Source organism: Microbacterium sp. JZ101 (genome assembly GCF_053903175.1).
In genome coordinates this window covers 883,855-905,894 of sequence record NZ_CP096400.1, presented here as the reverse complement: position 1 = coordinate 905,894, position 22,040 = coordinate 883,855, and the positions used below count along the sequence as shown (strand labels likewise).

Below are 22,040 nucleotides of genomic sequence, written 5' to 3'. Positions count from 1 at the left end.
CGCCTCGCCCGCTCCTCAGTGACCGGCGACGATCCGGATCAGCCGCAGGGGTTCTGCGTCGTCACCGCGCCGTTCGCGACCGCAGCGGTCGTGCCCGACAGGACGTAGTCGGACCCGCCGTTGTTGTCCCACGTGCCCGCGCCGTTGTTGAACGCGGCGGTCACCGACGCGCCGTTGGAGTCGATCGTCCGCGACACCCATCCCGAGCACGCCGCCGTCATCGACTGCCCCGGCGCCGTCGTCCACGCGCCCGAGCCGACCTTGTAGTGGATGTTGTACGCCGACCATCCCTTCGACGTCGAGTAGTACACCGTGAGGTCGTCGGTCAGCGTCGTCGCGCAGGGGTTCTGCGTCGTCACGGCGCCGTTCGCGACCGCAGCGGTCGTGCCCGACAGGACGTAGTCGGACCCGCCGTTGTTGTCCCACGTGCCCGCGCCGTTGTTGAACGCGGCGGTCACCGACGCGCCGTTGGAGTCGATCGTCCGCGACACCCATCCCGAGCACGCCGCCGTCATCGACTGCCCCGGCGCCGTCGTCCACGCGCCCGAGCCGACCTTGTAGTGGATGTTGTACGCCGACCATCCCTTCGACGTCGAGTAGTACACCGTGAGGTCGTCGCCGGTGACGGGGCCCGTCGTCGCCTTCGCGTCCTTGTGGAGCGCGATGGCGTCGTCGGCGCCCACCGTCGCGGTGAACTGGCCGCCCGAGACGGTGATCGTGGGGCCCGACCACACGCCGTTCGTCTTCACCGCGTCGATGACGTTGTAGTAGGTGCCGTCGGGCAGGCTCGTCGTGAACGTCCGGGTGAGGTCCCCGCCGCGGTTGATCGCGACGAAGCCGGCGTCTCCGCGGCCGAACGCGATCGCGCTGCTGCCGTTGGTCCACTTGTCCGTGATCGGCTTGCCGTACGTGGCGGTGCGGAAGCCGACCATGTTGAGGATGTCGTTCTGCTTGTGCGTGAAGGTCCATCCGCCCTGAGGGCTCGCGTCGACGACCGCGCCCGCGCCATCCGTCGCCGGGCCGGCGTCCTTGTTGCTGAACGCGTAGCCGGAGTGGATCGACGGCGAGCCGTAGTTCCAGGCGAGCGTGAAGATCTGCGCGAGGTCGTAGGCGGCGCCGTCCTTGTACGAGAGGGTCTCGCCGTTGCGCTCGGTGTCGTGGTTGTCGACGAACACCGCGGCGTTGGCCTGCGGGAGGAAGCCGCTCCAGGTCGGTCCGATGCCGTTGCCCTCGATGAGCCAGTTGAGCGTGCGGCCGCCGAACGCCTCCTTGAGCTTGCGCGCGAACGCGAACTCGTGGATGTCGCCGATCGAGGTGTACTCCTCCGGCTGGATGGGCTCGTTGGCGCGGATGACCTCCTGCACGACGTAGAGCGAATCGCGGTTCTTCACCTTGCTCCAGATGCCCTGCATGTCGGTCGCGGCGATGTGCTTCACGGCGTCGATGCGGAAGCCGGCGACGCCCATGTCGACGAGCTTGTTGAGGTAGCCGGCGATCGTGTTCTGCACGTACGTCGAGCTCGTGTTGAGGTCAGCGAGGTTGACGAGATTGCACTCCTGCACCTCCCAGCGGTCCTGGTAGTTGACGATGTCGCGCTTGCAGCCGTGGAAGTCCCAGCTCTGGTAGAGCCCGGGGTACGTGTAGTGCTGGTACTGGGTTCCGGCCCATCCGGTGCCGCCCGCGGACTGCCCCGACATGTGGTTGATCACGGCGTCGACGATGACGCCCACCCCCGCCGCGTTGCACGTGTCGATCATGTTCTGGAACTCGGCCTCGGTGCCGAGGCGCGAGTCGAGCTTGTACGAGACCGGCTGGTAGTGCGTCCACCAGGCCGACCCGAGCACGTGCTCCTGCGGGGGCGACGTCTGCACGTACCCGTAGCCGGCGGGGCCGAGGGTCTCGGTGCACTCGCGGGCGATCGCGTCCCACGTGTACTCGAACAGGACGGCCGTGGTGTCCTTCGGCCCGGGAGCGGCGGCTTCGGCGGGCTCGGCGGGAGCGGCGATCGCGAGGAGCGGGGCCGCGAGGGCGAGGGCTCCGGCGAGGGCGATCGCGCGGAGCGGGCGCCTTCTGCGGCGCGGGCGGTCGACGGTCGGGGCAGGGTTCATCGGGGCATGCTCCTTCGCTTGTCGTCGATGCGCGCTTCGTCTTCGAGTGCACACCGGGGCACATCCGCGTGCCCGCTGTGACGCTAGCGGCGCGGATGGGTCTGCTGCAAGCGTTTGCAGAAAATACGTCGAGGGCGGATGGTGATGACACGGGTCTCGCGCAATCTCGGGGGTTCTCATCGACACAAGTCGGCAAGCGCTTGCATCCACGGCGCGACCACTACGCTGTCGACGTGCGCCTCGGAGTCCTCGACATCGGTTCGAACACCGTCCACCTGCTCGTCGCGGATGCCCACCCCGGCGGCAGACCGCTCGCGCAGACGAGCGAGAAGTCCGTCCTGCGGCTCATGCGCTATCTCGAGGACGACGGGCGCATCTCCGACGAGGGCGTGAAGGCGATCATCGACGCCGTGCATCGCGCGCGCGAGGTCGCCGAGAAGGAGGGCGTCGACGAGCTGCTCGCCACGGCGACCTCCGCCGTGCGCGAGGCCGCGAACGGCACCGACGTCATCCTGCAGATCGAGGCCGCGCTCGGCCAGCCGCTCCAGGTGCTGGGCGGCGAGCAGGAGGCGCGCTTCACGTTCCTCGCCGTCCGGCGCTGGTTCGGCTGGTCGGCGGGGCAGATCCTCCTCTTCGACATCGGCGGCGGGTCGCTCGAGATCGCGGGCGGCAGCGAGGAGCTGCCCGATCTCGCCGAGTCGGTCCCGCTGGGCGCCGGCCGGATGACGATCGGGTTCCTGCCCGACGACCCGCCCGGCGACCGGCAGGTCGACCGGCTCCGCGCGCACGCGGCGTCGGCACTCGCTCCGCTCGCCGAGCGCTTCGCATCGCTCCCCCGCCCCGACCACGTCGTGGGCTCGTCGAAGACGATCCGCTCCCTCGCGCGGCTCGCGGGCCATCCGCTCGAGGGCTGGGCCGGCAACGACCGGATGGTGCTGCGCCGCGACGCGCTCGGCTCCTGGATCCCGGTGCTCGCGCGGATCCCCGCGCAGGCGCGGCAGGAGCTGCCCGGCATCACGGCGGATCGCACGTTCCAGATCACGGCGGGTGCGGTCGTCCTGCACGAGGCGATGGCCGCACTCGAGGTCGACGAGCTCGAGGTGTCGCCGTGGGCGCTCCGCGAGGGCGTGCTGCTGCGCTACATCGAGGACCTGGGCTGGTAAGGGGCGGGAGGCCCGCCCCTCCCGCCGTCAGCTCGTCGCGTTGATATTCGCGACGTACTCCTGGACCATCGCGAAGACCTCGGCATCGTACGGCCCCCACTCGGGCCGTGGCGTGTCGGGGCCGCGGTAGGGCTCGTCCGCGTAGCGCTCCTGATACTGCGTGAGCTTCGCCTCGAGCTCTCGGCGCACCTCGCCGTAGGCAGGGTCGTCGACGACGTTGTTCAGCTCCGAGGGGTCGGCGACCAGGTCGTAGAGCTCCCACTCGGCGTCGAAGACCTCATCGGAGGCACCGGGCACGCCCAGACCCGCGCCGTAGTAGTGGATGAGCTTGTGCGTCTTCGTGCGGATGCCGTAGTGCGCGGGCGCGTGGTGGATCGGGTCGTCGTGCTCCCAGTAGCGGTAGTAGGCGGCATCCGGCCAGTCCTCGACATCCTCGCCGCGCAGGAGCGGACGGAAGCTGCGGCCCTGGGAGGTCGGGAGCGCCTCGGCGGTATCGACTCCGCAGACGTCGAGGAACGTGGCCGCGAAGTCGACGTTCGTCACGATCGCCTCGCACTCGGATCCTGCGGGGATCTCAGCCGGCCAGCGCACGAGCATGGGCATCTGCAGGGAGGGGTCGTACATCAGGCGCTTGTCGAACCATCCGTAATCGCCGAGGAAGAAGCCCTGGTCGGAGGTGTAGACGATGAGGGTGTTCTCAGCGAGGCCCCTCTCCTCGAGCGTGTCCAGGAGGCGCCCGACGTTGTCGTCGATCGACTGGATGCACTGGAGGTAGTCCCGCATGTAGATCTGGTACTTCCAGCTCATCCGCGCCTCGCGGTTCTCCGGACCGCGGAGGTGCGCGGGGACATCCGCCTTGAGGTCGTCGGCGCCCATGTCGTCGGCGATCGTCATGTGCACGCCGCGGACCGCCTTGCTGCGGGTGGCTCCGTCGTCGAAGAACGTCTCCGGCTCGGGGATGTCTCCGCCGGTGTAGAGGTGCTTGTGCTTCTCATCCGGAACCCACGGACGGTGCGGCGCCTTGTGGTGCACGAGGAGGCAGAAGGGCTCGTCGTCTCGCAGTCCGTCGATCCAGTCGATGGCCATGTCGGTGACGATGTCGGTCGCGTAGCCGGGAACGACGTGCGTGCCCGTCTCGTCGATCATCTGCGGATCGACGTAATCGCCCTGCCCCGGGAAGACCTTCCAGGTGTCGAAGCCTCGCGGCGCGGAGACGCCGTGCTCCCCGAGGTGCCACTTTCCGAAGAGCGCCGTGCGGTAGCCCTCGCCCTTGAGCACGTCGACGAACGTCGGGACCCGGTAGTCCATCTCCGTCCAGATCGACGAGACGCCGTTGATGTGGCTGTAAGTGCCGGTGAGGATGGACGCCCGCGACGGACTGCAGATCGAGTTCGTGCAGAAGACGGCGTCCATCCGGACGCCTTCGTGCGCGATGCGGTCGATGTGCGGCGTGTGGTTGACGCGGCTGCCGTACGCCGAGATGGCGTGCGCGGCGTGGTCGTCCGACATGATGAAGACGATGTTCGTCCGGGTCATGGTTCCTGCTTTCCGGTTTCGGATGGCGGTGAGCCGTGGTCAGTAATGGTCGAGGTGGGGCGCGGTGGGATGGTGAGATCGTCACTGCCGCGCCAGCCAAGGCGCCATGCGCGAGCCCAGCGGGGCCTGGTGGATGGGAGGAGCGGTCCGACCGCGATCCTCCATCGCCGTCCGTCTCGCTCCGGATCCCCGGCGATGCGCTCTTCGAGCGTCTGCGGCGCGACCGGCCTCGGCGGATCCTCCGTCCAGGCGACGAGCGCGCCAGTCGTCGGACATGAGAGGCGCAGCCCATCCTCGGCGGGCTGAAGCACGGGGCGAGATGTCACCGGCAGCTCACCCTCGGGACGCCACGTCCGGATCAACTCGTCCTCATCGACTGCCCCGAGATCTCCGAAGCGCTCGACCCAGCTGTCCAGCGCTTCAGAGAGACGTCGCCGCGCGTCCTCGTGAGCGGGGTCACCCACGAGACAGGTCGTCTCGTGGGGGTCGGCTTCGATGTCATAGAGCTCTTCCGCCGGCTTCACCGGGGCAGTCATCCGGCGCTGTACCGGTGTGAGCCGGTCTTCCGGGAGACCCGCGGCTCGTTGCCGCGCCTCATCGTTCACGCGTGTCCGGAGGTCGCGCCATGTGGTGAAGCGCTCGGCGAAATGCTGAAGCTGGAAGGGCGAGCGATCCGGGTGGCTGTGGCGCACGTAGCGGTAGCGTCGGTCGCGCACGGTGCGCGACCTGTCCCGTTGCTCGTCCATCCGGTCGCGTCCCCCGAATGCGTAGTCTCCCTGTGCAAGCGCCCGCCCCTCCGCGTCGAACAGCGGCCGCATCTGGATGTGCTCCGGAATGTCCAGGCCCGCCATCGCGAGCATCGTCGGCGCGATGTCGGAGACGTGCACGACATCGTCTCGGGCGGCTCCAGCTGCAACGCGTCCTGGCCATCGCACGATGAGCGGCACGCGGAGTCCGGCTTCCGTCGCCCATCGCTTGGCCCGAGGGAAGCCGGCCCCGTGGTCGCTCCAGAACACGACGATCGTGTCCTCCTCGAGGCCGTCTTCGGCGAGCTGATGCAGAAGTCGGCCTACCCAGCGGTCCATCACGGAGACGAGGTCGTGGTAGCGCGCCCATGCGGTGCGGAAGACGTCGTCGTCGGGATGGTAGGGCGGCACCGGCACATCGGCGGGGTCATGCCGATCGGATTGTCCGAGCTCCTCCGTGACGCGAGCGAACGTGTCGTCGTCCACGTAGATCTGCGACTCATGCGTCGTCATTCCGTGGAAGATTGCGAAGAAGGGCTGAGCCGGGTCGGATCGTCCCCGCCAGTGCGCCGACGGAGAGCACTCGTCGAACGCCGTGCCCGGCAGCGGGACCTGGAAGTCGGTGAAGGCGTTGTTCGTCACGTGGTACCCGGCGATCCGGAAGTACTCGCTCAGGAGACGGACTTCCGGCGGCGGCACGGCCTTCGACCGCATGTTGTGCGTTCCGATGGACGTCGGGAAGCACCCTGTCATGATCGACGATCGGGATGGCGCGCACACCGGCGCGGTGGCGAACGCCTGGTCGAATCTCGTCCCCTCTGCCGCGAGGGCGTCGAGGTGGGGAGTGACAGCCACGTCGGCACCCGGCCATACGCCGCGATAGCAGCCCAGGTCGGGATTGATGTCATGGGTCGAGATCCAGACGATGTTGGGTCGCTGCGTGCCCTGCATCATGCGACACGCCCTGAGGCGAGCAGTTGCGCGCGGAGCTCACGTCGACGGCGCTGCTCGTGAGGATCGGACACGGGAGAGGCGGCAAGCAGGCGCTGCGTATACGCATGCGCCGGCCGCTCAGTGACCTGCTCCCCGCTCCCGAACTCGACGATCTCGCCGTGGTACATCACGGCGACGCGATGGCTGATGTGGCGCACCACCATGAGGTCGTGCGAGACGAACAGGTAGGCGACGCCGGTCTGACGCTGGATGTCGATGAACAGATCGAGCACGCGCGCCTGCGTGGAGAGGTCGAGCGCCGACACGGGTTCATCGCACACGATCAGCTTCGGACGCAGCGCGAGTGCTCGCGCGATCGCGACCCGTTGGCGCTGACCTCCGGAGAACTCGTTGGGGCGCCGCCTCGCCGCATCCGAGGGGAGTCCCACCGCATCGAGCAGCTCGACCACACGCGCGCGTGCGTCGCGGCCGGATACGCCCTGCACGGTCAGCGGCTCGGCGAGGATGTCCTCGATCAGCATCGCGGGATTCAACGACGTGTACGGGTCCTGGAACACCGCCTGGATGTCGCGGCTCACGGCGCGCCGAGCGGACCGGTGGAGCCCCACGAGCGACGTGCCCTCGAATCTGATCTCGCCGCTCGCGACGGGAGCCAATCCGAGGATCGCTCGCCCAAGCGTCGTCTTGCCCGAGCCGGACTCTCCGACCAGCCCGACCGTCTCGCCGGCTGCGATGTCGAGTGACACGCCCTTGAGTGCCCGAAAGCGCTCACCGCGCTTCCGGCCCGGGAATTCGACGACGAGGTCCTCGACCTCGAGAAGAGAATCGGTCATCGCGTGGTCTCCAGTTCTGCGTGCTTCGCGTCGCTCTCGCTGCGCGTTGCTGTTCCGTCAAGCGTCGACGCGAGAAGTGACTGCGTGTAGGAGTGCTGGGGTGCGAGAAGGACCTCCTCGGCCGAACCGTGCTCCACGACCTCGCCGCCACGCATGACCACGACCGCGTCGCACAGATCGGCTACGACCCCGAAGTTGTGCGTCACGAGCAGCATCGAGAGCCCCCGCTCGTTGCGCAGGCTGCGGAGCAACTCGAGGATCTCGGCTTGAACCGTCACGTCGAGCGCCGTCGTCGGTTCGTCGGCGACGATGAGATCGGGGTCGCACGAGACCGCACCGGCGATGAGCACTCGCTGCGCCATCCCTCCCGAGACCTCGTGCGGGTATGCGCGCATCGTGCGTTCAGGATCCTTGATGCCCACCCGCGCAAGCAGTTCGATTGCGCGCTTTCTTGCCTCGGCCTTCGTGATCCCGAGGTGCTTGCGCATCGGAGCAATGAGCTGGTGCCCGATCGTGAACAGCGGATCGAGGTTCGACATCGGCTCCTGTGGCACGTAGGCGATGCGCTTCCCCAGCAGGGCTCGCTGCGCTCGGCCGCCGTCGCCGAGCATCTCGACGCCGTCGTGCATGATCGATCCGGCTTCGACGACCGCTCCGCGCGGCAGAAGGCCGAGAATCGACCACGCAGTCTGAGTCTTCCCCGACCCCGATTCGCCGACGAGTCCGACGATCTCGCCGCGCCGGACGTCGAACGTCACGTCTTGGATCACGGTCTTCAGGCGATCGCTGCCTTCCGGGTAGCCGACCGTGAGACCGCGCACGCTCAGGACGATGTCCTCACCGGGGAGGTCCTCGGGCGACCGCTTTGCACCCTTTGTGGCCCCGCGCCACCGCGGTGCGGTGGGTCGGTCCTCGAGTGCGTCGCGGAGAGCGTTGCCGAACAGCACGAGCGAGCCGATGGTCAGCGCGATCGCCAATCCAGGCCACAGGATCAGAAGCGGCGAGATGTACAGGTTGCGGAAGGCCTCGCTCAGCATCACGCCCCAGGTCGGCACGGTCTGGTCGCCGAGACCGAGGAACTCGAGCCCCGACTGGATGGCGATGGCGATGCCGGCGATGATGGCCGACTGGATGATGATCGGCGCGCGCACGACGAAGAGGATGTGCCGGGCGATGATGCGCGAATCTGAGAGTCCGCTGACGCGAGCCGCGTCGACGTAGAGCTCGTTGCGCACCTGGCGCACACCGCTTCGCACGAGGCGGTAGATGCTGGGAGAGATGAGCACGCCGAAGATCGCCATCGTCGTCCAGAGGGAGGGACCGACCACGACGCGCACGGCGAGCAGGATCATCATGTTCGGCAGCGCCATCACCAGACTCGTGGTGAGATCGCTCGCTGTGTCGAACCAGCCCCCGTAGAAGCCGGCGATGAGGCCGCTCGTGAGACCGACGACGACCGCGACGATCAGCGTGATTCCTGCCCCGAGGATCGTCAGGCGGCCGCCGGAGAGCAGTCGCGACAGGACGTCGCGGCCCGCCGAGTCGGCGCCCAGCCAGTGCGCGGCATTCGGCGAGTCGAACGCACTGCCGAGATCGACGAGATTCGGATCGTGGGGCGCCAGCCACGGGGAGAGCACGCTGAGCAGCACGATCGCGCCGAGAAGCACGAGCGAGGCGAGGCCGAGCGGGTTGCGGATCAGGCGACGGGTGAGCGAGCGATTCGTTCCGTTCTCGGATGCCTGGAGTGCGACGGAGGCGAGTGTTCCTGTGCTCATGAGATGCGAGCCTTCGGGTTGATCCATCCGGTCAGGATGTCGATGAAGAGGTTGACGACGACGACGAGAGCGACGCTTACGACCACCACGCCCATCACGAGTGGGACATCGCCCGTTGTGGTGGCGTTCGCAATGGTCTCGCCGAGGCCCGGGAGGGCGAAGACGCGTTCGACGACGACGGCGCCGCCGAGGAGCCCCACGAACTGCAGGGCGAGGACCGTGAGCGCGGGTGTCGCGGCGCCCCGGAGGACGTGCCCGAGGAGGATGCTGCGGTCGCCGAGACCGCGGCTCCGGAGTGTGCGCACATAGTCGCGCCCTTCCACCTCGATGAACGCGCTCCGCACCTGCTGGGTGACGGCGGCGACCGCCCCGAGGGAGAGCGCCGCAATGGGCAGTGTGATGGACGCGGCCCATCCGGCCAGTGAGTCCGAAGGCGCGACGAAGCCCGTTGCCGGGAACCACCCGAGCGCCAACGCGAACACGACGACGAGCATGAGGCCGATCCAGAAGTTCGGGGCCGCGGCCCCGATGACGGACACGACCTGAACCAACCGGTCCACCCAGCCGCGACGCATCGCCGCGAGAACGCCGAGGGCCGTGGCGATGATCGCCGTGACGAGCACCGTTCCGACGACCAGAGAGAGGGTGACGGGCAGTCTCGAGGTGACCGTGTGCCACACGCCCTCGCTCGTGAACCAGGAGACGCCGAGATCACCGCGGACAGCACCGAGAAGCCACTCGCCGAAGCGGGTGATGAGCGGTCGGTCGAGCCCGAGTTCGGCTTCCTTCGCGGCAACCTGCTCGGCGGTCGCCTGATCCCCGAGGATGCGGATGGCGATGCCGCTGCTGTTCGCGTTCATGAGGAGGTATGTCAGCGAGGACGCGACGACGAGCAGGACGAGGCCGCCGACGAGGCGCCTCATGATGAAGTTCAGCATGGAGTTCGCCCTTCTGGTCAGTTCTCGACCGAGTAGTTGTAGATCGAGGGCGCTGCTTGGCCGGCCTGTCCCTCCACGCGGAGCCCGGCTCGCGTCACGACGCCTTGTTCGACGCGATAGAAGACGACGTTCCACGCATCTTCGACTGTCACGCGATTGATCTCCTGAAGTGCTTCGGCGTACGACTGCGGGTCGTCGAGGCTGCTCAGAGCCGTCGAGACCGCAGCATCGATCCGGTCATCCTGGGTCTTGAACACATTCCACGCGGAGGTCGGGAGGAGGAATCGGCTCACCGTCCCCCACGCGGTGGGCGGTTGCGCGAACGACATCCAGCTCAGGGCGAACTCTCCTTGCCGCAACGACGGCACGAAATCGGCGGGAGCGACCTCCTGCCAGTGCACCGTGACACCCACCGCGGCCAGATCCTGCGCGATAGCCGCCAGCATCGCGGGGTCCATCGACGAGCTGCTCGGCATCGTCAGCGAGAAGCCGTCGCCGTATCCGGCTTCCGCGAGAAGATCCCGCGCCCGCTCGGGGTCGTACTCGTAGTAGTCGTCGTACCCCTCGATATACGCCTCGGACGCGACATTGAACGTCTGGTCGGTCGGGTCGCCGTAGCCGAGTTCCACCGCATCGAGGATGTCCTCGCTCTTGATGGCGTAGTTCAGCGCTTGCCGTACGCGAACGTCGGCAAGCTCCGGAGCGATCGCTCCGTCACGATCGAAGATCGCCAGACCGTACCAGTTCACCTGGAACGTGGTGACGCCGAGTCCCGCTGACTTCGCCTCGGGGATCGATTTCGGTTCGATGATCGCGGTATCGACTTCGCCGGACTTGAGCGCATTCATCCGCGCCGAGGGGTCCGTCATCGGCTTGATGACGAGCCGCTCGAAGAAATCCCAGTCGGCCGCGTCGTCCCAATAGTCGTCCCGCTTGACATAGGTGTACTTCGATCCCGTGACCGTTTCGTCGCGCACCAGCTCATACGGGCCTGACCCGACCGGCACCGTCGCGACGGTGTCGCTCTCGAACTGAGCAGGACTGGCCATGTACCCCGCGCTGTTGCCGAGATACTGGAAGATATCGGGGTCAGGAGTTGAGAAGTGGAGCTCGATCGTGTCGTCGTCCAGGACGACGGCGTCCGTCATCGTCGCGAGGTTCGCGGAGAATGGCCCGCCGGCATCGCGGAAGCGCTCGAGGTTCAGCTCAGCGACGGATGCATCGAACCGGGTGCCGTCCGCGAAGGTCACATCGTCTCGCAGCTCGAGCGTCGCGACGAGACCGTCGGCCGAAAGCTCCCAGTCTGTCGCGAGCATCGGCGCGAGCTCGCCGTCCGGCATACGACGGATGAGTGTGTCGAAGACGGGCTGGAAGTACTGCGCGTAGTTGGCCTCGGCCGCCTGCGCGGGATCGAAGCTCGTCGGCTCCGCGACAGCCGCGATCGTGAGCGTGGCCCAGTCATCCTTGGGAACGGCACCACCGGTTGCCCCGCAGCCGACGATTCCACCTCCTGCCACGATCCCCACCACCGCAATCGCGGCCGTTCTTCGGAACGCACTCATCACAGGAACCCCTTCGTTACGTGAAAGCGTCGACGGCCCTGTCGACGCGAGTCACATTAGCACTTCTCACATAGTGCAACAAGGTAGGGCTCCTGAGGGCGGACCTCAGAGCGAATTGATTTGTGTGCTACCCATCGCCGTCGATGATCGCACTCCACTCCGCGGACGGCCACACTGCGCCGGTCCGCTCGATGTAGCGAAGGAGCCTGCGGCGTGTCGTATGCAGCCAGGAGATGTGCGCACTTGCGAGGAAGTTCCCGCGAACGTCGCCCAGATAGGCGGCTTCGTCGAGCCAGTCCTGATCGAAGAGGGCGTTGGACACCGGCGGGAACAGGTGATCCGGCTCCCAGCTCGATTCCTGGGCCACACGGTACTCGAGCTCGATCTCGACGAAGCGGAGGGCGAGCACCGGCGAGAGCGCGCCAGCGAGCGCGAAATGGAGCTGGAAGTGCGCGTCAAGTGGCCGCTCAGCCGGCACGAAGGGCTCGTCAGCCCATCGAGCGAAACGCCTCAGCCCGGCGGGCGTGAGCGAGTAGACCTTGGCGTCCGGGCCATTGCGGGTGGTGTCGATCTCGAACTCGAGCAGACCACGCTGCACGAGAGAGGCCAGCTGTCGATAGATCTGGGAGGGCTGCGGAACATACCCGTAGACGCGCCCGGTCTTCTCCAGATGGCGACGGATGTCGAAGCCGGCGCTCGGAGTTCGAGCGATGAGCCCGAGCAGAACGGAGTCAAGAAGATTGAGCTTGCTCACGGGTACCCCTTACTGTGTAACAAATCACATAGCTCTAGTCGACGGTCGGGACCTAATCCCTACCGCTGGACTATAGAACTATCGCCTGACTCAACGAGGAGAACACGTGCGCGGAACCAACATCCTGTTCATCACCGCCGACGACATGGAGGGCACCACCCCCGGCGCATTCGGGGGGCCCGCCGACATCACGCCTGCTCTCGATGCACTGGCAGCCCAGGGCGCGACCTTCGAGCGCGCACATGTCCCGATCGCGGTATGCCAGCCGAGCCGTTCAGCCATGATGACAGGCCTCTGGCCGCACCGGAACGGCGCTGAGGGTTTCGAACCCGTCAACGACGGCGTCCCCTTGCTCACCGAGGTGCTGGGAGACGCTGGATATGCGCTCGGCATTCTGGGCAAGGTCTCGCACCTTCAGCCCGTCGACCGTTTCGGCTGGGATCACGCGGTGGAGATGGGCGCGCTTGGCATGGGCCGAGATCCGCAGCGTTACGCGCAGGAGATGGCGGCGTTCCTGCACATGGCGGGTGACCGCCCGTGGTTTCTTATGCTCAACGCTCACGACCCTCATCGCCCGTTCCACGGCGGCGAGGACGTGGACCGCTTCTTCAGCGCGCAAGAGCAGCAGAGCATCCCAGCGCCGAGCCGGATTGTGAGCGCCGACGAGGCGGTTCCCGTACCGGGGTACCTCCCCGACCTGCCCGCGGTCCGGAGGGAGTACGCGCAGTATCTCAGCTCGTCACGACGCTGTGACGACGTGGTGGCGGCCGCTCTGGAGGTGCTCGACGAAGCGGGAGCGAGCGACGAGACCCTGGTTGTCTTCCTCTCGGACAACGGGATGGCGTTCCCCTTCTCGAAGGCGAACTGCTATCTGCAGTCCACTCGCACACCGCTCATCGTCCGATGGCCGGGCAAGGTCGACGCTGGACGCCGAGTTGTGCACCCGTTTGTCAGCATGCTCGACATCTTCGCCACGTTCTGCGACGTGGCCGGCGCCGAGGCTCCCTCCAACGACGGCATCTCGCTCGTGCCGTTGCTCGTCGGCGACGTGTCCGAGCACCGCGATGACGTCGTAACGGTCTTCCATGAGACCGCCATGAAGGGCCGATACGAGATGAGGTGCGTCCAGAACGGAGAATACGGCTACATCTGGAATGGGTGGGTTGCCGCGGGAGTGTCCTATCGAGCGGAGAACATGCTCGGTCTCACCTGGAGCGCGATGATCGAGGCGTCTGAAACGGATCCGGGCATCGCGGGGCGGGTCGCGTTCTACGAGGCACGGCAGGCCGAAGAGCTCTACGACCTCCGGAGCGACCCCCATGCTCTCGCAGATCTGAGCGAGGATTCCGGCCATGCGCCCGCACTGCGGCGCATGCGCTCCGCCCTCCACGCCTGGATGGTCGAGAACGGCGATCCTCAGCTCGAGGCCTTCGAGGAGCGTCTCCGCGCAGTCGGGTCGCCCGTTCCCGCCGGCTCATGACTGCCCCGTTCCCCACTCCCCCACTCGGGATTCCGCGCCGCGCCGAGGGCTACCGTGGAAGGGTGAGCGACGAAGTCACCGGCTGCGGCTGCGGGTGCGGAACCCCAGGGCGCGGCGCTTTCCTCTCCCTGAGCACACGGCCGCCCTCGACCGCGCTGGCCCGCACAGGCCGCCACGCGATCGAGCAGGCGCGCATCCCGGCGGGCGCGTTCACGATGGGCGACTCGTCGGGCGATCGCAATCCGCAGGATGGCGAGACGCCGCTGCACCGCGTGACGCTCGATGCGTTCGAGATCGACGCGACGGCCGTGACCAACGCCGACTTCGCGCGCTTTGTCGACGACACCGGGTACCGCACCGAGGCCGAGACGTTCGGCTTCTCGGCGGTGTTCCACCTCGCTGTCGCAGCCCCCGAGGAGGACATCGTCGGTCAGCCGCCGGCGACTCCCTGGTGGTTCGGCGTCAGGGGCGCCGACTGGCGTCATCCGGGAGGATCCCGCTCCGACCTCGACGGACTCGACGACCATCCGGTTGTGCACGTCAGCTGGAACGACGCCGTCGCGTACTGCGCGTGGGCCGGTCGCCGCCTGCCCACCGAGGCCGAGTGGGAGTACGCAGCGCGCGGCGGAATCGACGGCGCGAAGTACCCGTGGGGCGACGCTGAGGTCGACGAGGGCGGATGGCGCGCCAACATCTGGCAGGGCGTGTTCCCGCGCGAGAACACTCTGGACGACGGATGGCTCACCACGGCTCCCGTGCGCACCTTCCAGCCGAACGGCTTCGGGCTCTGGCAGACCGTCGGGAACGTGTGGGAGTGGTGTCAGGACTGGTTCGATCCGCGCACCTACGAGCGCGGCGACGTCGAGAACCCGAGAGGGCCCGCCACCGGGGCCGCGCGCATCCTGCGCGGCGGCAGCTATCTCTGCCACATCTCGTACTGCAACCGCTACCGCAACTCCGCCCGGTCGCAGAACACCCCGGACTCGTCGATGGGCAACGCCGGGTTCCGCACCGTCGCGCTCCGCGAGGAGCGCTCGTGAGCCGCTTCCCGCAGCGCGTCTACCGCGAGGGCGACGAACCCGACCCCCGTTTCAGCCTCGCGAACGAGCGCACGTTCCTCGCGTGGCTCCGCACCGCGCTCGCGATGTACGCCGGCGCGTTCGCTCTCGAGGCGCTCGACATCCCGACGGCCGCCGGGTGGCGCCTCGCGGCCGCGGCCGTCTTCCTCGTGCTGGGCACCCTCGCCGCCGTCCAGGCCTGGCTCGGGTGGGCGCGCACCGAGAAGGCGCTCCGTCTGGGCCGACCGCTTCCCGGGCTCGGCGTCGGAGGGGTCATCGTCGTCGGCGTGGTCGTCGCCGTGGCGCTCGTCACCATCGGGATGTTCGTGTGACGGACGCGGTCTTCGACCCGGGGCTGCAGCCCGAGCGCACGCTGCTCGCATGGCGCCGCACGTGCCTCTCCTTCGGGCTCGCGAGTCTCGTCGCCATGCGCTTCACGGCGGAATCGCTCGGGCTCGCGGCCGTGATCGTGGGCCTCGTGGGGGCAGGGCTCGCCGTGGGGGCGTACTTCGCGGCGGCCATCGGATACCGCCGTGCGCACGCGTCGCTCCACCGCTCCGGCGCCCTGGAGCGGGGAGCGTGGCCGCTCGCTCTCGCGACCGCCGCCGCGCTCATGCTCGGCGCCGCGTGCGCCGGCTACCTCTTGATGGGCGCCCTCGGGAGCTGAGGCCGCGGCCCCTCGCCTGTGAAACCATGTGAGGATGCCTGCACCGAAACGCGTACGCATCGACGCAGAAGAGCGCAAGCGCCAGATCCTCGACGCCGCCATCCGAACGTTCGGGCGCCAGGGATACCGCCAGGGCGCCCTGAAGGACATCGCCGCAGAGGTCGGGATCAGCCTGCAGGGCGTGCTTCATCATTTCGGCACGAAGGAGGCGCTGCTCGCTGCCACACTGCGCCATCGCAACGAGATCCGAGCGGCCTCGTTCGACACGATCCGGAACGAGCAGGGAGTCGTGGCTCTGTTCGAGAGCTTCCTGACCCAGAATGTGGCCGAGCCTGAGCTGATGCGGCTGTACGTCACGCTCGCAGCAGAGGCAACGGATGAGCAGCATCCGGCACACGCGTACTTCGTCGAGCGCTACGCGGAGACATGGCGGATGGCGAGGAGCGCTGTTCAAACGGACCAGGAGCGGGGTCGCGTCGCCCCGGGCGATCCGGATCAGCGCGCGCACGAACTCATCGCCCTCTCTGACGGGTTGCAGCTGCAGTATCTTCTCGGCGTCCCGATGGACCTGGTAACGACCTTCAGACGTGCCGCTCTCGCACTACTTACTTGATACCAAGTAAGTATGCAATACTGACCTGACCCTCAACGTCGAGAGAAAGGTCTCTTCATCGTGGAAACGCCCTCCTCCGCTCGCCCGACCGCCAGCGTCGACCCGGCGCTCGAGTCCCCAGACGGCACGCACGCGCCGATCGCGCTCGCGCCGGTGCGCTGGCCATTCCAGGCCACACTCTTCCTGAGCTTCTTCGGGACATGGCTGGCCCTCCTCCCCGCGACGCAGGTCACGCTCGCGCTCAAGGTCGCCCAGATCGCACCCGACTCGCGTGCCGGAACCCTGTCGCTCGTTCTCGGCGTGGGGGCCTTCATCGCGCTCGTCGCGCAGAACATCTTCGGCGCGCTCAGCGACCGCACCACCGGTCGGTTCGGCATGCGGCGGCCCTGGCTGCTCGCGGGCCTCATGACCGGTATCGCGAGCCTCTTCCTGCTCGCCTACGCCGGTTCGGTGCCGATGCTCGTCCTCGCCTGGGGCGCGACCCAGCTCACCTTCAATGTGCTGCTCGCAGGTCTCAACCCGGTCCTGCCCGACCATGTCCCTTCGAAGCAGCTGGGGCGGGTGTCCGGCCTCATCGGGATCACGCAGAGCCTGGCCGCCGTCGGCGGCGCCTACTTCGCTCAGCTGTTCCTGCCGGACCTCACCCTCGCCATCCTCATCCCGGGGGCGATCATGCTGCTCACCGTGCTCCCGCTGATCATCCTTCTCAAGGACCGGGTTCTGGACCGGGCGGACCGCCCTCGTTTCTCGCTTCTCCTCTTCATCAAGGCGTTCTGGACTGACCCCCGCAAGGCCCCCGACTTCGCCCTCGCGTGGTGGTCGCGACTTCTCGTGTTCTTCGGCAACATGACACTCGCGAGCTACCAGGTGTACTTCCTCATCGACCGATTCGGGTACGACGAGGTCTCCATCGGCGGGGCCGTGCTTCAGAACACGATCGTGATGACCGTCGCGACGATCATCATGAGCCTCCTCATCGGCCAGATCTCGGATCGTCTCCAGCGCCGCAAGCTCTTCGTCCTGATCTCCGCGATCATCCTCGCGCTCGCCCATGTCCTCGCCGCCATCGCGCCGTCGTTTTCCGTCTTCCTCATCGCCACCGCGATCGCCGGACTCGCGATGGGAACGTACCTGGCTGTCGACGCCGCCCTCATCGCCGAGGTTCTGCCATCACGCGCCGACGTCGGCAAGGACATGGGCGTGCTCCACCTCGCCAATGTCCTCCCTCAGACCCTCGTTCCGGTCTGCGCTCCGCTCTTCCTGGCGATCGGCGGAGGGAAGGAGAACTACCCCGCTCTGTTCATCGGCGGCGCGATCATCGGGATCATCGGTGCCGTCATCAACCAGTTCATCAAGGGCGTGAAATGAGCAGACCCAACATCGTCTTCATCTCGACACACGACATCAATCCGCACCTGGGCGCCTATGCCGGCGTCTGGCCGGGAGCCGAGCAGGCTGTGACGCCCAACCTCGATCGGCTCGCCGCCGAGGGCGCGCGGTTCGACCGCGCGTTCGCGGCCGCACCGGTCTGCGCACCCTCTCGGTCGGCGATCATGACGGGCAGATACCCGATCGCGATCGGGACCATGCACATGCGGACGAGTGCCGTCCCGCCCGAGGACGTCGTGCTCTTCCCGCAGCTGCTGCGCGAGGCCGGCTACTACACGACGAACAACTGGTTCACGGACTTCCAGATGGAGCTGCCTCCCACGGTGTTCGATGCTGTCGGGCCGGAAGCGCATTGGCGGGGGCGCCCATCGCCAGAGACGCCGTTCTTCGCCGCATTCCACGGGATGACGACGCACGAGTCGCAGATCTACCTCGACGACGAGGCTTTCGCCGCCGCGACGACGAACGTGCGCGATGACCAGCGGCACGATCCAGCGCGCGTCGCGCTCCCCCCGTACTATCCCGATACGGCTGTCTTCCGACGTTCCTGGGCGCGATACCTCGATCTGATCACCGAGATGGATCACTGGGTCGGGACGATCCTCGACGACCTGGAGTCGGATGGCCTCGCTGACGACACGATCGTCGTCTTCTGGAGCGATCACGGACTCGGGATGCCCCGTGCCAAGCGCTGGGCGAACGAGAGCGGTGTGCGGGAGCCGCTCCTCATCAGGTGGCCGGGAGTGGTCGAACCGCGGACCGAACGGTCCGACGTCGTCCAGCTGCTCGATCTCGCTCCGACGTTGATCGCGGCTGCAGGGATCGATGTGCCGGACACCCTGGACGGTCGGGTGCTCGTCGCGCGGGATGGCACGGTGCCCGCACGCCCTCGCTATGCGTTCGCTGCCCGGGACCGCATGGATGAGCAGGTCGACGCCTCGCGCACGGTCCGCGACGAACGGTTCCGATACATCCGCCACCTTCATCCTGACCGGTCCCCGATGCAGCACGCCGCGTATCCGGATGCGCTGGAGACGTGGGCCGAGTTGCGCCGCCTCGCGTTCGACGAAGCCGGCCAACTGGCAGAAGGGCGGCAGCCCGACATCCTCACGCCTCTGCAGCGCGCCATACTCGCCTCCTGCAAACCCGCTGAGGAGCTCTATGACGTCGAGGCCGACCCGTTCGAGACGCGAGACCTCATCGATGACCCCGCTTACGTCGGAGATCTGGAGCGCCTTCGAGGCGCGCTCGACGACTGGCTCGCGAGAACGGGCGACCTCGGTGCCGTTCCCGAGGAGTCTCTGTTGGAGCGGTGGCGCCCTCACGGCTGCGCTCCCCGCGTCGCCACCCCGGAAGCGTCGATCGTGAATGGCATGCTGGTCGCCTTCTGCGAGACACCGGGCGCGGTCGTCGCCTGGACCGACGAACTCGAGGAGCCGTCAGGCTCACCCGCCTTCCCTCGCGCGATCGGCGGGGTGACGGATTCCCGTCACTGGCGTCTCAGCTCCGCACCCGTTCCTCCGGGCAGGCCGATCCGCGTCCGCGCGTGGCGCCTCGGGTGGGAGCCGAGCGTCGAGATCGGCGTCCCCGCTGAGGTCGACTCCGTCGCGGTCGGCTGACCACGGCGTCACGCCTCCACCTTCGGTCGGTCGAGCCATCCGGGCCGTACCGCCTTTACCCAGATCAGGCGATCGTCGGGGACGGGCGTCATCCTCGTCAGACTAGCTTTCGTCGTCGAAACCGGTGCTCCCGGCACTGGTCCCGACGACCAGGGCTAGTCTCGACGGCGGTGGGCTGATCCCGGCCCGCGCTCAGGCGAAGAGGGAGTACGTGACGAGCGCGCCGCCGCGTCCCCGAGACCGTTCGACGACGACCTCGGGCAGGCGCTCGGCCTTGCACTGGCCTGCGACCGCTGCCGGCGGCAGTCCGCCGGTGAACGGACGCGCCTTGCCCTTCGATCGGTCGCGGACATGCTCGGCGACGCCATCCGGAACCCTCATGACCGGGCCGCAGCGCGAGCCGTCGATCACGACGTGCACCGAGACATCCGCCGGCGCCGAGGTCTCATCCGGCTGGGCGTCCGCGTGCGCGGCGCCGCCGAACGCGAGCGCGCCGCAGATGGCGAGCACTCCGCCCCATCGCGCCGTCCGCCGCTTCACCCCCGAAGCATATCGGGGCGCTTCGCAACGCGATACACGGATGGCGCCACGCGTGCGGGCGCGGCGCCATCCGTGCTCAGGCTGCGGGCAGATCGATCGTGTGCGCGGTGTGATCGCGCTTCGTGCGCAGGTAGTTCGCGTTCGCGGCCGAGAGGTGCACGGCCGTGGGAACGCGTTCCTCGACCCCGACGCCGAGGGCGCCGAGCTGGGCGGCCTTGTCGGGGTTGTTGCTCAGCAGGCGGATGCGGTCGACGCCGACCGCGCGCAGCATCTGCGCCGCCGCGGTGTAGTCGCGCTCATCCTCACCGTGGCCGAGCGCGAGGTTCGCCTCGTAGGTGTCGAGTCCCGCGTCCTGCAGCGCATAGGCATCGAGCTTCGCGTAGAGTCCGATGCCGCGTCCCTCCTGGCGGAGGTACAGCAGGAATCCGCCCTCGTCGGCGATGCGCTCGACGGCCTCGCGCAGCTGCGGACCGCAGTCGCAGCGCTCCGAGCCGAAGACGTCGCCCGTGAGGCACTCGCTGTGCGGGCGGACGAGCGGCGCGACACCGTCGCGCTCGAGTGCCCCGCGCCAGTCGCCCAGGGCGAGAAGAAGGTGCTCCCGGCCGTCGACGAGTCCGTCGAACGTGATGACCTCGGCCTCCGTCGCGTATCCGTCGGGGAACCGGAGAGGGATGCGCACGCGCACCCGCTCACGGGCGGCGGGGACATCCAGCGTCGCAGCGGGGCGCGAATCCGAGAACTCGATCACAGCAGGTGAAACAGCCCTCTCCGGCGTCTATTCCCGCGAATCGAGAATATGACGAGGGGGCCTTTGGCGCGTGTCTCGGTACGGGCGGGAATCCGCCCCGGATGACCGCGGGAAGCGAGACACGGTGCGTCCGCCGGACGAGCGTGTCTCGGTGCCAGCGGGAATCGGGCTCGGATAACGGCGGGGCGTGAGACACGGGGTGTCAGCCGGACGAGCGTGTCTCGGTACCGGCGGGAATCGAGCCCGGATAACCGCGGAAACCGAGACACGCGCCGTGCGCCGCACCGGCATGTCTCAACACCGGCGGGAATCGAGCCCGGATAACCGCGGAAACCGAGACACGGAAGCACCGCCCCCACGGAAGGCCGAACAAGCATGTCTCGCCACCGGCGGGATTCCGCCCCGAATTACCGCGCGAAGTGAGACACGTGAGGTCTCGGCCCGAACGAGCGGCTACGACGCGTCGGGAGCAGGGGTCTCGGGAGTCGGGTCGTCGGGAGCGGGCGTCTCGGGAGCGGGCGTCTCCGGAGTCGGATCTTCGGGCGTCGGCGTCGGCTCCTCGGGCTCGGGCGTCGGCTCCGGGCTCGTCTCGGGCGTCGGCTCGGGCGACGGGTCCGGCGTCGGCACGGGAGCGGGCACGACCGGCGTCTGCTGCCGCTCGCGCTCCTCCGCCTCCCGCTGCTCCTGCTCGAGGCGCTCCTGCTCGATCGCGATCGCCGCCCGATGCTGGTCCGCACGCAGCGCATCGACCGCAGAGGCGAACTCCTTCAGCCGCTGCTCCAACTGGACGGGGTCGCTCGCGTCAGCCGCGCTCTGCGCGGCCGACGCGACCGCCGCGCGGAAGTCCTCGACGGCGTCGGGGTTCTCCCCCAGGATGACCTCGGCGCGAGGCAGCAGGGATCCGCGGAATGCCTCAAGCGCTGCGGAGAACTCGGCGTCGAGCTCCGTCATCCGATTGCGCGCCTCGCCGACAGCGGCAATGGTCGCGTCGGCTTCGGCCTCGGCCCCGTCGAGGGCCGTGAGGGCACGGTCGAGATCCTCATCCGTCTCGACCGTCGCGGTCTCGGGCACGGCTGCCGGCTCGGACGGCAACTCTAGTCGGCCGAGCCCGTCCGCATAGGCGGCCACCGCCTGCGCGGCGGTCGACCGCGCGGCCTCGTCGGCGTACCCCTCCGCGCCTGCAAGGGCCGTGGACATCCGCTCGGCCGTCTCCGTGCGGGTCGCGATCGCGGCGGCGACATCGGACCGCGCGGAAGACGCCTCATCTCGAGCCGAGACAGCCTCCGCACGAGCGCTCGCGTACTGCTCGGTCCGGTCCGACTCCCCCGCCCGCGCGAGCATCGGCCCCGCCACGAGCGCGACGACGACGATCGCCAGGACGACGGCCGCCGCCGACCCGATGAGCAGCGGGCGCAGGCTCCGGCCCGGGGCCTGCGCGCGAAGCGAACGACGCGTGGGCGCGAGGTCGGGGTGAACCGGCACCCAGGTGGTGCGCATCGGGCGTTCGGGCGTCTCGGAGCGGGGCATCGTCTCCAGGATAGAGAGCCGACCGTACGT

At 68.1% G+C, this 22,040-nt stretch carries 19 protein-coding genes and 1 pseudogene; 9 read left to right on the top strand and 11 right to left on the bottom strand.

Translation table 11 applies throughout. The features are described from left to right. Nucleotides 1-38: 38 nt before the first annotated feature. Nucleotides 39-2,108, bottom strand: coding sequence for a carbohydrate binding domain-containing protein (locus tag M1D56_RS04115; protein WP_456284772.1), 2,070 nt, complete (start codon nt 2,106-2,108; stop codon nt 39-41). 233 nt (nt 2,109-2,341) lie between these two features. Between M1D56_RS04115 and M1D56_RS04110 the strand changes: the two genes are divergently transcribed. Next, nucleotides 2,342-3,271: a Ppx/GppA phosphatase family protein gene (locus M1D56_RS04110; protein WP_271172351.1), complete on the top strand. Its 930-nt coding sequence runs from the start codon at nt 2,342-2,344 to the stop codon at nt 3,269-3,271. 27 nt (nt 3,272-3,298) lie between these two features. Here M1D56_RS04110 and M1D56_RS04105 read toward each other — a convergent pair whose 3' ends face one another. The 7 genes from M1D56_RS04105 to M1D56_RS04075 form a co-directional block, all read right to left on the bottom strand. Beyond that, nucleotides 3,299-4,807 carry a sulfatase family protein gene (locus tag M1D56_RS04105; RefSeq protein ID WP_456284771.1) on the bottom strand — a complete coding sequence of 503 codons (1,509 nt, stop codon included), beginning with the start codon at nt 4,805-4,807 and terminating at the stop codon, nt 3,299-3,301. Continuing rightward, nucleotides 4,804-6,507, bottom strand: coding sequence for a sulfatase family protein (locus M1D56_RS04100; RefSeq protein WP_456284770.1), 1,704 nt, complete (start codon nt 6,505-6,507; stop codon nt 4,804-4,806). Before M1D56_RS04100 ends, M1D56_RS04105 begins: the two co-directional genes overlap by 4 nt. Next, on the bottom strand, nt 6,504-7,340 hold the full coding sequence (locus M1D56_RS04095; RefSeq protein WP_456284769.1) for an ATP-binding cassette domain-containing protein: 837 nt from the start codon (nt 7,338-7,340) through the stop codon (nt 6,504-6,506). The genes M1D56_RS04100 and M1D56_RS04095 overlap by 4 nt, the downstream gene beginning before the upstream one ends. Then, nucleotides 7,337-9,115, bottom strand: coding sequence for a dipeptide/oligopeptide/nickel ABC transporter permease/ATP-binding protein (locus tag M1D56_RS04090; protein ID WP_456284768.1), 1,779 nt, complete (start codon nt 9,113-9,115; stop codon nt 7,337-7,339). Before M1D56_RS04090 ends, M1D56_RS04095 begins: the two co-directional genes overlap by 4 nt. After that, nucleotides 9,112-10,053: an ABC transporter permease gene (locus M1D56_RS04085; protein ID WP_456284767.1), complete on the bottom strand. Its 942-nt coding sequence runs from the start codon at nt 10,051-10,053 to the stop codon at nt 9,112-9,114. The genes M1D56_RS04090 and M1D56_RS04085 overlap by 4 nt, the downstream gene beginning before the upstream one ends. A 17-nt stretch (nt 10,054-10,070) precedes the next feature. Beyond that, entirely contained in the window at nt 10,071-11,615 is a 1,545-nt protein-coding gene (locus M1D56_RS04080) for an ABC transporter substrate-binding protein (RefSeq protein ID WP_456284766.1), read from the bottom strand. A 127-nt stretch (nt 11,616-11,742) separates the two neighbouring features. Continuing rightward, the gene (locus M1D56_RS04075) at nt 11,743-12,369 is read right to left on the bottom strand and encodes a PadR family transcriptional regulator (RefSeq protein ID WP_456284765.1); all 627 of its coding nucleotides are present in this window, start codon (nt 12,367-12,369) and stop codon (nt 11,743-11,745) included. A 106-nt stretch (nt 12,370-12,475) separates the two neighbouring features. On the opposite strand from M1D56_RS04075, the gene M1D56_RS04070 reads away from it, so the two are divergent. From M1D56_RS04070 to M1D56_RS04035, 8 genes and pseudogenes are all read left to right on the top strand, one after another. After that, nucleotides 12,476-13,849, top strand: coding sequence for a sulfatase family protein (locus tag M1D56_RS04070; RefSeq protein WP_456284764.1), 1,374 nt, complete (start codon nt 12,476-12,478; stop codon nt 13,847-13,849). A gap of 62 nt (nt 13,850-13,911) precedes the next feature. Next, on the top strand, nt 13,912-14,889 hold the full coding sequence (locus M1D56_RS04065) for a formylglycine-generating enzyme family protein (RefSeq protein WP_456284763.1): 978 nt from the start codon (nt 13,912-13,914) through the stop codon (nt 14,887-14,889). Next, complete coding sequence (locus M1D56_RS04060) at nt 14,886-15,239, top strand: YidH family protein (protein WP_271172352.1); 354 nt, start codon at nt 14,886-14,888, stop codon at nt 15,237-15,239. Before M1D56_RS04065 ends, M1D56_RS04060 begins: the two co-directional genes overlap by 4 nt. Continuing rightward, the gene (locus M1D56_RS04055; RefSeq protein ID WP_456284762.1) at nt 15,236-15,574 is read left to right on the top strand and encodes a DUF202 domain-containing protein; all 339 of its coding nucleotides are present in this window, start codon (nt 15,236-15,238) and stop codon (nt 15,572-15,574) included. The genes M1D56_RS04060 and M1D56_RS04055 overlap by 4 nt, the downstream gene beginning before the upstream one ends. 34 nt (nt 15,575-15,608) lie before the next feature. Further along, nucleotides 15,609-16,187, top strand: coding sequence for a TetR/AcrR family transcriptional regulator (locus M1D56_RS04050; RefSeq protein ID WP_456284761.1), 579 nt, complete (start codon nt 15,609-15,611; stop codon nt 16,185-16,187). A gap of 60 nt (nt 16,188-16,247) precedes the next feature. Beyond that, nucleotides 16,248-17,555, top strand: a complete 1,308-nt coding sequence (locus tag M1D56_RS04045) for an MFS transporter (protein WP_456284760.1) — start codon at nt 16,248-16,250, stop codon at nt 17,553-17,555. Further along, nucleotides 17,552-17,812 (top strand): annotated as a pseudogene (locus M1D56_RS04040) (sulfatase-like hydrolase/transferase); the annotation flags it as partial. The gene M1D56_RS04045 and the pseudogene M1D56_RS04040, both read left to right, overlap by 4 nt. Nucleotides 17,813-17,899: 87 nt before the next feature. Then, complete coding sequence (locus tag M1D56_RS04035; RefSeq protein ID WP_456285265.1) at nt 17,900-19,195, top strand: sulfatase-like hydrolase/transferase; 1,296 nt, start codon at nt 17,900-17,902, stop codon at nt 19,193-19,195. A gap of 192 nt (nt 19,196-19,387) precedes the next feature. Here M1D56_RS04035 and M1D56_RS04030 read toward each other — a convergent pair whose 3' ends face one another. The 3 genes from M1D56_RS04030 to M1D56_RS04020 form a co-directional block, all read right to left on the bottom strand. Further along, entirely contained in the window at nt 19,388-19,735 is a 348-nt protein-coding gene (locus tag M1D56_RS04030; protein WP_456284759.1) for a hypothetical protein, read from the bottom strand. Between the two features lie 76 nt (nt 19,736-19,811). Beyond that, nucleotides 19,812-20,408, bottom strand: a complete 597-nt coding sequence (locus tag M1D56_RS04025; RefSeq protein WP_456285264.1) for a GTP cyclohydrolase II — start codon at nt 20,406-20,408, stop codon at nt 19,812-19,814. A gap of 528 nt (nt 20,409-20,936) precedes the next feature. Then, nucleotides 20,937-22,010 (bottom strand): hypothetical protein, encoded by a 1,074-nt coding sequence (locus tag M1D56_RS04020; RefSeq protein ID WP_456284758.1) that lies wholly within the window; start codon nt 22,008-22,010, stop codon nt 20,937-20,939. Between the last annotated feature and the right edge of the window lie 30 nt (nt 22,011-22,040).